The 12,889-nt window shown below is 66.1% G+C and carries 8 protein-coding genes and 2 tRNA genes; 8 read left to right on the top strand and 2 right to left on the bottom strand.

Annotated elements, in window-relative coordinates; all coding sequences use genetic code 11:
- Positions 1 to 35: 35 nt before the first annotated feature.
- From nudC to ARGLB_RS17530, 3 genes are all read left to right on the top strand, one after another.
- Positions 36 to 1,088, top strand: coding sequence for an NAD(+) diphosphatase (gene nudC, locus ARGLB_RS17540; protein WP_003805050.1), 1,053 nt, complete (start codon positions 36 to 38; stop codon positions 1,086 to 1,088).
- An 88-nt stretch (positions 1,089 to 1,176) separates the two neighbouring features.
- Complete coding sequence (locus ARGLB_RS17535; RefSeq protein WP_003805048.1) at positions 1,177 to 3,309, top strand: ATP-dependent helicase; 2,133 nt, start codon at positions 1,177 to 1,179, stop codon at positions 3,307 to 3,309.
- A complete protein-coding gene (locus tag ARGLB_RS17530) occupies positions 3,309 to 3,905 on the top strand; it encodes a M48 metallopeptidase family protein (protein ID WP_003805045.1) in 597 nt (198 codons plus the stop codon). Before ARGLB_RS17535 ends, ARGLB_RS17530 begins: the two co-directional genes overlap by 1 nt.
- Before the next feature lie 63 nt (positions 3,906 to 3,968).
- On the opposite strand, the gene ARGLB_RS17525 is transcribed toward ARGLB_RS17530, so the two are convergent.
- Positions 3,969 to 5,393, bottom strand: a complete 1,425-nt coding sequence (locus ARGLB_RS17525; RefSeq protein WP_003805044.1) for a zinc-dependent metalloprotease — start codon at positions 5,391 to 5,393, stop codon at positions 3,969 to 3,971.
- 224 nt (positions 5,394 to 5,617) lie between these two features.
- On the opposite strand from ARGLB_RS17525, the gene ARGLB_RS17520 reads away from it, so the two are divergent.
- The 5 genes from ARGLB_RS17520 (at position 5,618) to ARGLB_RS17500 (ending at position 11,412) form a co-directional block, all read left to right on the top strand.
- Positions 5,618 to 6,778 carry a YlbL family protein gene (locus ARGLB_RS17520; protein WP_003805042.1) on the top strand — a complete coding sequence of 387 codons (1,161 nt, stop codon included), beginning with the start codon at positions 5,618 to 5,620 and terminating at the stop codon, positions 6,776 to 6,778.
- Positions 6,779 to 6,903: 125 nt separating this feature from the next.
- Positions 6,904 to 9,885: a UPF0182 family membrane protein gene (locus tag ARGLB_RS17515; protein ID WP_083839688.1), complete on the top strand. Its 2,982-nt coding sequence runs from the start codon at positions 6,904 to 6,906 to the stop codon at positions 9,883 to 9,885.
- Between the two features lie 133 nt (positions 9,886 to 10,018).
- Positions 10,019 to 10,092 (top strand) — tRNA-Met (locus ARGLB_RS17510).
- Positions 10,093 to 10,238: 146 nt separating this feature from the next.
- Positions 10,239 to 10,315, top strand: a tRNA-Met gene (locus ARGLB_RS17505).
- A 161-nt stretch (positions 10,316 to 10,476) separates the two neighbouring features.
- A complete protein-coding gene (locus ARGLB_RS17500; RefSeq protein WP_003805038.1) occupies positions 10,477 to 11,412 on the top strand; it encodes a cytochrome b/b6 domain-containing protein in 936 nt (311 codons plus the stop codon).
- A 5-nt stretch (positions 11,413 to 11,417) separates the two neighbouring features.
- On the opposite strand, the gene ARGLB_RS17495 is transcribed toward ARGLB_RS17500, so the two are convergent.
- The gene (locus ARGLB_RS17495) at positions 11,418 to 12,842 is read right to left on the bottom strand and encodes a cryptochrome/photolyase family protein (RefSeq protein ID WP_003805036.1); all 1,425 of its coding nucleotides are present in this window, start codon (positions 12,840 to 12,842) and stop codon (positions 11,418 to 11,420) included.
- Between the last annotated feature and the right edge of the window lie 47 nt (positions 12,843 to 12,889).

Raw genomic sequence — 12,889 nt, 5'->3', positions numbered from 1 at the left:
TGTAAATTGTCACTGCGAGTCAGTACGGTGGATACATGAGTCATGCGGAGGCCGCTGCGCCGGTCGGTCAAGCGGCGGGCACCATGCCGGAACATCAGCTGCCGGTAGGCCAACTGCCTGCCAACCATCTCGTCGACACCGTGCTGCCGGTTCGGCCCGCAATGGTCAACAGGGGGTCGGTTGAACGGATGAGGCCCGGCCTCGTTCCGGACCTGCTGGCGGAGGGAACCGCCAAGGCGATGCTCCTGTCCGGCCGGCATGCGCTCGTCCACGGAGACGCGCTTGTCCTGGCAGAGGCCGGCCCGCTGCTGGACCGGCTCGAAAGATCGGCGTCCAGTCCGGCGCACATCATCTATCTCGGCGCGGCACTCGGCTCCGAGGACCTTCCCGCAGGAACCGGCGTCCTGCTTTTCATCCTGCCGGAACCGGTGGATCCCGCTCCGGCCGGTTTGCCCGCCGGAGCCACCTGGGAAGGCTTCCGGGACGTCGCCGCGCAACTGGATGCGACGCATACCGCACTGTTCGTTGAGGCCAGTGCCATTGCCAACTGGCATGCCACCCACACCCACTGTCCGCGGTGCGGCACCGTCACAAATGTGGAGGCCGGCGGATGGGTCCGGCGGTGCCCGGCTGACAACTCCGAGCACTACCCGCGCACAGACCCGGCCATTATCGTCACGGTGGTTGGCCCGGATGGCCGTGTCCTGCTGGGCGGCGGCGGTCCACTGGACGCAAAGAACTACTCCACACTGGCCGGATTCGTCGAGCCCGGGGAGTCCCTCGAACAGGCCGTGGTCCGGGAAATCCAGGAAGAGGTGGGCGTGCGGGTCAAATCGTGCCAGTACCTCGGCTCCCAGTCATGGCCGTTCCCGGCGTCCCTCATGCTCGGCTTTACAGCCGTCACCGACGACACAGAAGCAAAGCCCGACGGCGTCGAGGTCACCAGGGCCCGCTGGTTCAGCCGGGAGGAAGTCCAGGAGGCCGTACTGAGCGGCGAAATCGTCATCTCCACCAGGCTCTCCATCGCCAGGTCCCTCATTGAGCACTGGTACGGCGGCGTGATCCAGGACCGTCCGGCGGACGGCTGACCAGTTACGCCCGCGCGGCACCACACCTCCCGTCGACGTCTCCATGGCGGAGCGGCCCATCCATCCCCATAAAAGCAAGCAGCAAGAAGTGACGACAGAAATTCCTGATGGCAATGCCTCCCTGGAGGACCGGATCCTTGGCGGACTCGACGCGGAGCAGCGGGAAGTGGCCACCACCCTGACCGGCCCGCTCTGCGTGCTCGCCGGAGCCGGCACCGGCAAGACCCGCGCCATCACCCACAGGATCGCCTACGGCGTTCACTCGGGGGTGTACAGCCCGCAGCGGCTGCTGGCGGTCACGTTCACGGCGCGCGCGGCAGCGGAAATGCGCAGCCGGCTCCGCGACCTCGGAGTCGGAAACGTGCAGGCCAGGACGTTTCATGCGGCCGCGTTGCGGCAGCTGCAGTTTTTCTGGCCGCAGGCGGTGGGCGGGGCGCTGCCCAACCTGCTGGACCACAAGGCGCAGATGATCGCCGAGGCCGCCCGCCGGCTCCGGCTGACCACTGACCGTGCCTCCATCCGGGACCTGGCGTCCGAAATCGAGTGGGCCAAGGTGTCCATGCTCACCCCCGCCAACTACCTGGAAAACGCGCAGGACAGGGGCGCGCCGGGAGGCTTTGACCTCACAGCCGTGGCCCGGGTGTTCCAGGCCTACGAGGACGTCAAAACTGACCGCAACGTCATCGACTTCGAGGACGTCCTCCTGATTACGGTGGGCATCCTGCAGGAAGACCCGAAGGTGGCAGCGACCGTCCGGGAGCAGTACCGGCACTTCGTGGTGGACGAATACCAGGACGTTTCCCCGCTGCAGCAGCGGCTCCTGGAACTGTGGCTTGGCGGCCGCAACGAGCTGTGCGTCGTGGGTGACGCCAGCCAGACCATCTACTCGTTCACGGGAGCGTCCCCGAAGCACCTCCTCGGATTCAAGGCCCAGTACCCGGACGCAAACGTGGTCAAGCTGGTCCGGGACTACCGGTCCACTCCGCAGGTGGTCAAGCTGGCCAACGATCTCTTGGCCTCACGGCGGAGCGGCGGTCCGGCGGCAGACGCCGCGTGGGCCGCGCCCCTGAAGCTGGTGGCCCAGCGGACCCCGGGACCCCAGCCGCAATTCACCGAATGCACTGACGACGAAGCCGAGGCTGCAACGGTCGCGGGCAAGATCCGCGCCCTCCTCGACGACGGTGTGCCGGCGAGTGAGATCGCCGTCCTGTTCCGCACTAACGGCCAGTCAGAAGCCTATGAGCAGGCTCTGGCATCCGCCGGGATCGGCTACCAGCTGCGCGGCGGCGAGCGGTTCTTTGCCCGGAAGGAGGTCCGTGACGCGATCCTCCAGCTCCGGGCAGCCACCCGTGCCGTTTCCGAGTCCGAGCCCCAGCCGCTCGGGCAGCTGGTGCGCGACATCGTGGCGTCACTTGGCTACACGGACACCGCCCCGCACAGTGGCGGCGCCCTGCGGGAACGCTGGGAATCCCTTGCCGCGCTGGTGGCCCTGGCGGACGAGTTGGCGCAGAACCGGGGGCCGCAGTTCGGCCTGGCTGACTTCGTCAACGAGCTTCAGGAGCGCTCTGTTGCCCAGCATGCCCCGACCGTCCAGGGGGTCACGCTGGCGTCCCTGCACGCGGCGAAGGGCCTTGAATGGGACGCAGTATTCCTCGTGGGGATGAGCGAAGGCCTCATGCCCATCTCCTTTGCAGATACTCCCGCCGCGGTGGACGAGGAACGCCGGCTGCTCTACGTGGGCATTACCCGCGCCCGTGAGCACCTGTCCCTCTCCTGGTCCACCGCCCGGACTCCCGGCGGCCGCGCCAACCGGAAGCCGTCCCGCTTCCTCGACGGGCTGCGCCCGGACTCGGTGGCAACCTCTGCCGCCCGGGGGAGGGGAGCAGCGCCGCGCCGCAAGGCGGCCGCCCCCGCATCCTGCCGTGTCTGCGGCAGCATGCTGGCCAGCGGGGCCGAGCGGAAGGTGGGGCGCTGCAGCCAGTGCCCGCCCAGCTATGAAGAGCAGACGTTCAACGCCCTCCGTGAGTGGAGGAAGGATGTGGCACAGTCCGCCGACGTCCCGGCCTTCGTGGTTTTCACCGACGCAACCCTCACCGCCATCGCCGAGGCCCGGCCGTCCTCCCTTGAGGAACTGGCCAAGCTCGCCGGCGTTGGCCCGTCCAAACTGGAGCGGTACGGCGAAGCAGTCCTCGCGGTGCTGACGGAAAGCAGCACCTTCTGATGCCAGGAAAACAAGAGACCCCCACGCCCCTGACCACCCACGACGGGGCGCCGGTAGAGGTCCGCCGCTCCGCGCGGCGCCGCCGTACAGTCGCGGCCTTCTGGGAGAACGGTACCGCCGTCGTCGCAATCCCCGCCCACTTCAGCAGGGCGCAGGAAGCGGACTGGGTTCACCGGATGCTGGAGAAGCTCCGGACCCAGGGGGAGAAGCGTTCCAGCGGTGCGGGGCGCCGGCCTTCCTCGGACGCGGCGCTGGCCGCACACGCTGCGGAGCTTTCGGCCAGGTACCTCGGCGGCAGGTCGGCCCCGACATCGGTCCGGTGGGTCAGCAACCAAAACTCCCGCTGGGGCTCGGCCACCCCTTCGGACGGGTCCATCCGGCTGTCCGACAAGCTCCGGCCCATGCCGCAGTGGGTCATCGACTATGTGCTGCTGCATGAACTGGCGCACCTGCTGGTGGCTGGGCATAACGCGGCGTTCTGGAAACTGCTGGAGGCCTACCCCGAAACGGAACGTGCCAAGGCTTTCCTGGAGGGCGTGTCGTTTGCCACGTCGCGCGGTCTGGCGCCCGGCGAAGCAGAGGAACCGGCTTTTTAAAGACCGCTGGTTGAGCTTCGAAACTTGGGCTTCGCTCCCCAACCGCTCAACCAGCGGGTCCGGCTAGCTCTTCGGAGCGTCGCCCTCGTCGCCCTCGTCCGTCTTTTCGCCGTCGGCCTTTTCGCCTTCGGTGTCGGCGGGGCTGTCAAAACCGCCGTTCAACAGCTTCTGGAGGGCGTCGTCCACTTCGCTGTCACTGGCCTCGGCGAGCTTGCGGCGTTCGCTGAACCCCTTGGGATCGTCAAGATCCTCGGCCGTGGGGAGCAGGTCCGGATGCTTCCAGATGGCGTCGCGGCCGTCGATGCCGCGCTCGGCTTTGAGCGATGCCCACAGTGTGGCGGCTTCGCGGAGGCGGCGGGGCCGCAGCTCCAGCCCGACGAGGGACGCGAACGCATGTTCCGCAGGGCCGCCAGTGGCGCGGCGGCGGCGGACCGTTTCGCGCAGCGCTGCAGCGGAAGGAAGAACCTTTTCCGTGGCCGCAGCGGTGAGCTCGTCCACCCAGCCCTCGACGAGCGCCAGCGCGGTCTCCAGCTTCTGCAGTGCCTGGTCCTGTTCCGGCGTGCGCTGCGGCATGAAGACGCCCTGCGACAGGGCTTCCTGGATACCCTCCGGGTTGCTCGGGTCAAGGTCCCGGGCGAGCTCCTCGATCCGCGACGTGTCGATGTGAATGCCGCGGGCGTAGGCCTCAATGGCGCCCAGCAGATGCCCGCGAAGCCACGGAACCTGGACGAACAGACGGGCGTGTGCCGCCTCGCGGACGGCAAGGAAGAGCCGGATGTCGTTCTCGGGCAGGCTGAGCCCCTCGCCGAACTTGGCCACGTTGCCGGGAAGCAGCGCCATCTCCAGGTCGGCCAGCGGAACGCCGATGTCCGTGGAGCTAACCACGTCGGTGGAGAGTGCTCCGATGGCCTGGCCCAGCTGCATGCCGAAGATGGCGCCGCCAACGTTCTGCAGCATGGACGAGGCGCCGCCCATCATGGACTTCATCTCCTCCGGCATCTGCTCCGTCATGGCGGTGGAGAGGGCGTTGGCCACGCTGTTGGCCACGGGCTCCGTCAGCCGCTTCCAGGTGCCGAGTGTTTCCTCGACCCATTCGGCGCGGGACCAGGCCTTGCCGATGAGGCCGGTAGCGGGCAGGTCCGTGACCTGGTCCAGCCAGAGCTCTGCAAGCCGCAGCGCCTCATCCACTTCGCGGGACTGTGCGGACGTGACGGAGGGGTCGGAGCTGCCGGCGGCCACCCGGCGGGCGTTGTCGTGGGCGAGTTTCCAGTTGACGGGGCCTTCCGAAGGCGCGCTCATCATGGCCTGCACCTGGGAGAACATCTGGGCCAGCAGGTTGGGATCGTTGGGCAGCCCGGCGGCTTTGGCCAGTTCGGCGGGGTCGATGTCACCCAGGCCCTTGCCGCCCATGAGGTTCTGCAGCATCTCCGCCAGCGGATCCTTTGGATTTTCGTCGCCGTTGGACGGATTGAGTGGATTGGAGGTCATGATCCCGCCGATCGTCGGTGTGTGACTATTAATCAACTTTCACGCTACCCCTGTGCGGGAGCGGCTGTCTGCCGAAAGCAGGGACGTTCGCTGTAGGCAAAGAGCTAACGCCAGGCCGGGACGCGTAGTGTTAGAAGCCGGAACGTATGTAGGCTGCGCCCGGCCGTCCGCCGGGCTGCGGCCGCGGTGCAGCGCTGAACGACGCGGTGCGGAGAGGTCCTTCAGTGACGATTACCAAGGGCGGCCAGCCCGCAGAGGAGTCCCCGGCGCCCGCCGCCGGTGGCGGGAATCCCGATGGAACTGAGGATTCCCGACGGTCCCGGCGCGTCCGGGGGAGGGATCCCCGCATCTCCGCGATGGCACTGTCCGGGCTTCTTGCGCTCGGGCTGGGCGTGACGGCCGCGGTCCTGCCGGTCCCGTATGTGGTGGAATCGCCCGGGCCCACATTCAACACACTGGGCATGGAAAATACGAAGCCCGTGATCAGCGTTTCCGGCCGCGAGACATTCCCGGCCAAGGGAAACCTCGATCTCACCACTGTCTATGTCGACGGCGGTCCCAACGGTCCCGTCAGCGTCTTTGAGGCGTTCTCGGCGTGGCTTGACGACTCCAAGGCGGTGTACCCCGAGGAACTGATCTTCCCGACTGGCGTAACCAAGGAGGAATCGCAGCAGGAGAGTGCCGTGGCCATGGCCACGTCGCAGGAGAACGCTGTGGCGGCGGCCCTGAAGGGGCTCGAAATTCCTTACGGGCAGAAGCTTGAAGTGGCGGACCTGTCCGAGGGCTCGGCCGCGCAGGGCAAGCTGCAGAAGGGTGACGTCTTCACGTCCATCAACGCCAAAGCTGTCACCTCACTGGAGGTGATCCAGGAAGAACTCGCCGCCGGAAAGGGGAAGCCGGCCGTCGTCGTCGTAAGCCGGGACGGCAAGCAGATCACGGAAACCGTGACGCCGGCGAAGAACCCCTCCGGGCGGTACATCCTGGGCGTACTTCTGCAGTACCGCTTCACTTTCCCGTTCGACGTGAAGATTTCCCTGGACAAGGTGGGCGGCCCGAGTGCCGGGATGATGTTCGCCCTGGGCATCATGGACACCCTGACGCCCGGAAATCTCACCGGCGGAAAGCACATCGCGGGGACCGGCACCATCAGCCCCGACGGCGTGGTTGGCCCGATCGGCGGTATCGCGGTGAAGATGCACGGTGCCCGGGCTGACGGTGCCTCTATGTTCCTGGCCCCGGCGGCGAACTGCGCGGAGGTTGTAGGGCATGTTCCGGACGGGCTGCAGGTGGTCAAGGTGGAAAACCTGGACGAAGCAAAGTCCGCCGTGGAGTTGGCCGCCAAGGGTGCCGACACGTCGGGACTTCCGGCCTGCACCAACAACTAGACTAAATCGAGGAACTAAGGCTCCGGTCCGCTCGTGGCACTAATTGACAGCCGGTGCCGGCGCTATGCAGGCCCTCCACAACTTAAAATTAAAGAACAGCAACTAAAAAGCTATGAGGTACGAGTTTGTCCCGTCCTGCCAGCCCCACCCCGCCCGGAAAACTCCAGACAAGGCGCGGTGCTTTGACGCCCACGCTCATCGTCGTTGCGCTGGTTGTTGTCGGGTTCATCTTCTTCGCCAATGTGTGGACGGACGTCCTGTGGTACCAGCAGTTGGGCTACTTCCAGGTGTTCCTGACGGAGAACCTGGCGAGGATCGGCATTTTTGCCGCCGGCTTCCTCCTCATGTTCGCGGCCGTGTTTTATGCGATCCGCATCGCGTACCACGCCCGGCCGGTGTACGCGCCGGACTCCGAAATCCGGGATAACCTCAACCGCTACCAGGCGCAGCTGGAACCCGTCCGGCGGGTGGTCATGGTCGGGCTGCCCGTGCTGTTCGGGCTCTTCGCCGGCAGCGCCGCCTCCAGCCAGTGGCAGAAGGTCATGCTGTTCTTCAACCAGGAGTCCTTCGGCCAGAAGGATCCTGAGTTCGGGCTCGACATCGGCTTCTACCTGATGACGCTGCCGTTCCTGGGCTTCGTCACCGGATTCCTGATCAGCGTGGCGATCGTGGCCGGCATTGCGGGCATTCTCACGCACTACCTCTACGGCAGCATCAGGATCATGGAGCGCGGCATCTTCACCAGCCGCGCCGCGCAGATCCACCTCGCCGTCACCGGCGCCTCATTCCTGATCCTGCTGGGCATCAACTTCTGGCTGGACCGCTACTCGGCACTGCAGAACAGCGGCGGCCGCTGGGCGGGCGCCCTGTACACCGACGTCAACGCCGTCATCCCCACGAAGGCGATCCTGGCCGTGGCGGCGGCCCTCGTGGCCATCCTCTTCATCGTCGCTGCCGTCATCGGCAAATGGCGGCTTCCGGTCATCGGTACGGCGATGCTGGTCATCACCTCCATCCTGGCCGGCGGTGTCTACCCGTGGGTCATCCAGCAGTTCCAGGTCCGCCCTTCCGAGCAGACCCTGGAACGGAAGTACATCGAGCGCAACATCGGCATGACGCGGGCAGCCTACGGCCTGGACCAGGTGAAGGTGGAGCGGTACAACGCCACCACCACCACCACGGCCGGCGCCCTTGCCCCGGACGCGCAGACCACAGCAAACATCCGGCTCCTGGATCCGAATCTCATCTCGGATGCCTTCTCACAGCTTGAACAGTTCCGCCCGTACTACCAGTTCCCCAAGGCGCTCAACGTCGACCGGTACATGGTGGACGGCAAGATGCAGGACACCGTCATCGCCGTGCGCGAGCTGAACCCGGACGGCCTGAGTGCCGACCAACAGTCCTGGCTGAACCGCCATGTCGTGTACACCCACGGCTACGGTGTTGTTGCCGCGAAGGGCAACAAGTTCACGGCCGACGGAAAGCCGGAGTTCCTGCAGTCCGGCATCCCGTCCACCGGCGTCCTCGGCAACGACAAGACCTACGAACCCCGGATCTACTTCGGTGAGGACTCCCCGGACTACTCGATCGTGGGCGCGCCGGAAGGCGCTTCGCCCCGCGAACAGGACCGTCCGGCCTCCAGGGAGGGCGGCGAGACACAGTACACGTTCACCGGAAACGGCGGCCCGAACGTCGGCAGCTTCTTCAACAAGGTCCTGTACTCGATCAAGTTCCAGTCCTCTGACCTGCTGCTGTCCGACGGCGTGAACGAAGCCTCCCAGATCCTGTACGAACGCAACCCGCGGGAACGCGTGCAGAAGGTGGCGCCGTACCTGACGGTCGATGGCAACGCTTACCCGGCCGTCGTTGACGGACGGGTCAAGTGGATCGTCGATGGCTATACCACCAGCCAGTACTACCCGTACTCGCAGCAGGAACAGCTTTCCGACGCCACCACGGATTCACAAACCACCGCGGGGCGCAACGTGGCGCTGCCCAACAGCTCCGTCAACTACATCCGCAACTCGGTTAAGGCCACTGTGGACGCGTACGACGGTTCCGTCACGCTCTACGCCTGGGATGACCAGGATCCGCTCCTGAAGGCCTGGCAGAAGGTGTTCCCTTCCACCCTGAAGCCCTACTCGGAGATGTCGGCCGCGGTCATGAGCCACGTCCGCTACCCGGAGGACCTGTTCAAGGTGCAGCGTGAGCTCCTTGGCCGCTACCACGTGACCGATCCCGTGAGCTTCTACAAGAACGACGACGCGTGGAGCGTTCCGAACGATCCCACCGTGTCCCAGGAAGTGAAGCAGCCTCCGTTCTACATGTCGCTGCAGATGCCGGACCAGAAGGCCCCCGCGTTCCAACTCACCTCCTCCTACATTCCGCAGGTGGTCAACAACAACGCCCGCAACGTCCTCTACGGATTCCTCGCGGCCGATTCCGACGCGGGCTCCAAGAAGGGCGTGAAGGCGGAAAGCTACGGACAGTTGCGGCTCCTGCAGGTTCCGCCGGAAGCCCAGGTTCCCGGCCCCGGCCAGGCGCAGAACAAGTTCAACTCGGACCCCACGGTCTCCCAAGCGCTGAACCTGCTGCGCCAGGGTGCCTCGGATGTGCTTAACGGCAACCTGCTGACGCTTCCCGCCGGCCGCGGAATGCTCTACATCCAGCCCGTGTACCTGCGGTCCACAGGCGAAACGTCCTACCCGACGCTGCAGCGCGTGCTCGTGGCGTTCGGTGACAAGATCGGCTTCGCTCCCACATTGGATGCGGCCCTGAACCAGCTGTTCGGCGGCCGGTCAGGGGCCCAGGCCGGAGACGCGACAAACGGCAAGACGCCGACGTCTCCGGGCACCACGCCGCCTTCAACGGGCTCGGCGGATGCCAGGGCGGCGCTGAAGGCAGCCCTGGACGAAGCCAACGCCGCGATCAAGGCGGGCCAGGAAGCGCTGGCGAAGGGCGACTTCGCGGCGTACGGCGACGAGCAGAAGAAACTGTCGGATGCGCTGAAGAAGGCGCTCGATGCCGAGGCGAGGATTGCCGGTACCGGAACGGCCAGCACCCCGACGTCGCCGTCAGCTACGCCTACCCCGTCACCCAGCAGCTGACCGACAGCCGAGTGAGAAGAGGCCGGCCCTCCCCGCAAAAGGGGATGGGCCGGCCTTTCGCTTTGGCGGAGACGCAGATCACGTCGTTTGGATTTGGCCTCCTGTTCACCGGCCGGTAGAGTAGTTCTTGCGACGCGGGGTGGAGCAGTTCGGTAGCTCGCTGGGCTCATAACCCAGAGGTCACAGGTTCAAATCCTGTCCCCGCAACTGAAGAAAAAAACCCGGATCACCGTTTGGTGGTCCGGGTTTTTTGCTGTCCGGCTGACGGTTGCACTCCCCGGAGTGCCGCCCGGTCCGGGCGCAGCGGCCGTGGTCAAAGCGGCCGCGAAAGTAGGGTACAGTTGATCAAGCGACGCGGGGTGGAGCAGTTCGGTAGCTCGCTGGGCTCATAACCCAGAGGTCACAGGTTCAAATCCTGTCCCCGCAACCATGAAGAGGCCCCGACCGGTGACAAGCCGGTCGGGGTCTCTTGCTTTTCCCGGTAGCTTTTGTTCACGTATTGGCTGTTCCTAGTATTCTCTTTCGCAGGGCCCGAGCGCTTCTGCGCGGCAGATGCCCGACTCAGTCATCCTCGAGAGGAATGTAGTTTCGATGTCCACAACGAAGAACAAAACCGGCGCTGCGAAAGGCAAGCGGTCCAGGATTTACTGGACCGTGCCGGCGGTCCTCGTGGCTGCAGTGGTGGTGGTTCTGCTCGCAAAGTGGGCCACCGGCCTTTCCGGCGTACAGTCCTTCCTGGCTTCGTACCCGGGGCATTCGGAGCTTCCTGCCGGCGCCCCTGTCGGCTTCCCTGCGTGGCTGGCCTGGCAGCATTTCCTGAACGCCTTCTTCCTGCTGCTCATCATCCGTTCGGGCTGGCAGGTCCGCACCAGCACCCGTCCCGGCGGCTACTGGACCCGAAACAACAAGGGCCTCATCAGGACCAAGACGGCTCCCAGCAAGATCAGCCTGGAACTCTGGTTCCACCTGACGCTGGATGTGCTGTGGATTCTGAACGGGCTCGTCTTTGTGATCCTGCTGTTTGCGACCGGCCAGTGGACCCGGATCGTCCCCACGTCCTGGGATGTTTTCCCGAACGCCGTCTCGGCCGCCCTGCAGTACGCCTCGCTGAACTGGCCCACGGAGAACGGCTGGGTCAACTACAACGCCCTGCAGCTGCTGACGTACTTCGCGACGGTGTTCATCGCTGCCCCGCTGGCCTTCATCACCGGCCTGCGGATGTCCGCCGTGTGGCCGAAAAAGGCGAACGGGCTGAACAAGGCCTTCCCCATCGAGGCCGCCCGCGCAGTGCACTTCCCGGTGATGATTTACTTCGTGGCCTTCATTGTGGTGCACGTATTCCTGGTTCTGGCCACGGGCGCGCTACGGAACCTCAACCACATGTACGGCGGGAGCGACGACGTGAGCTGGGTCGGTTTCTGGTTCTTCGTGGCATCAGTCGCGGTCATGGTTGCGGCATGGTTCCTGGCCCGGCCGCTGTTCCTGCGCCCCATCGCGTCGCTCATGGGCAAGGTCACCAGCCGCTAGCCGCTTCACCCCTCCTTGAGCCGCTGGTAGGTCTCCAGCGCCCGTTCCCGGGATTCCTGGAGGCCCACCAGTGGCTCCGGGTAGCCGGGAGCCGCCGACGGGTTCTTCCACGGCTCGTGCACGGTGCGGTCATCCAGGTCCGCCAGTTCCGGGACGTAGCCGCGAAGGTAACTTCCTCCGGCGTCGAACTTCTTGCTTTGCGTCACCGGATTGAAGATCCGGAAGTAAGGGGAGGCGTCCGCGCCTGAGCCCGCAACCCACTGCCAGTTGGCCGGGTTGTTGGCCGCGTCGGCGTCGACGAGGGTGTCCCAGAACCAGGCTTCGCCCACCCGCCAGTCGGCAAGCATGTTTTTCACCAGGAATGACGCCGCAGCCATCCGGACCCTGTTGTGCATCCAGCCGGTCTGCCACAGCTGCCGCATACCGGCGTCCACCAGGGGGTAGCCGGTGCGCCCCTGTTGCCAGGCCTCCAGTTCAGCGTCCGACGGCGTTTGCCAGGCAAAGTGGTCGAACTCCCGGCGGTAGTTCTGCGTGGCCAGGTCAGGATTTTCGTACAGCAGCTGCCAGCAGAATTCACGCCAGCCCAGCTCGCTCCGGAAGATCCCGACGTCGGCTGGTGCATGGCGCGGGAACTGTTCCCGGAGGGAATGCCAGACGCGGAAGGGACTGATCTCACCGAAGCGAAGGTGCGGTGAGAGACGGCTGGTGCCCTCGACGCCCGGCAGGTCCCGTCCCTTGCCGTAGTCCTCCACGGGACCGTCCAGGAAATCTTCCAGGCGTTCGTGGGCGCCATCCTCGCCGGGAGTCCAGGCCGCGGCGAGGCCGCCGCTCCAGTCCGGCCGCCGGGGGAGGAGCCGCCAGCTGTCCAGCCGGTCACCGGCAGGCGGGCGGCCGGACGTTCCGGCGGCCGGCTGCGGCAAGTGGTCCGGGGGATCGGCGGGAAGGCGGGGTTCGGCGCCAGCCAGGCAGGTGCGCCAGAACGGCGTGAAGACCTTGTACGGCCCGCCCGAGCCGGTGCGCACTGTCCACGGCTCGAACAGCAGGTTTGCCTGGAAGCTGGTGGCCTCAATGCCCTGCCCGGCAGCCCACTCCTTGACACCTGCGTCGATGCTCCGCTCCGGCTGGCCGTACCGCCGGTTCCAGAACAGTCTTCCGGCGCCGGTCTCGGCGGCCAGCTCCTCGATGGCCGACGCGGCGGCGCCGCGGCGGAGCAGCAGCCGCGACCCGCGCGCCTCGAGGCTGGCGCCGAGGGCGGACAGGGAATGGTGAAGCCACCACCTTGCCGCAGCACCCAGCGGGCGGATGCCAGGGGAGTGCTCGTCGAGGATGTAGACAACGGTTACGGGATCCGGCAGCGCGGCCGCGGCGGCGAGGGCTGGGTTGTCGTCGAGTCGGAGGTCGTCCCGGAGCCAGACAATAGTGGAGGCCATGCTTTCACGCTACACGGCCCGGAGACGGCAGAGGCCGGGACCCCTGT

The organism is Arthrobacter globiformis NBRC 12137, from assembly GCF_000238915.1.
Classification (GTDB): domain Bacteria; phylum Actinomycetota; class Actinomycetes; order Actinomycetales; family Micrococcaceae; genus Arthrobacter; species Arthrobacter globiformis.
The sequence above is the reverse complement of the archived record's forward strand: the minus strand, read 5'-3'. Positions and strand labels throughout refer to the sequence as shown.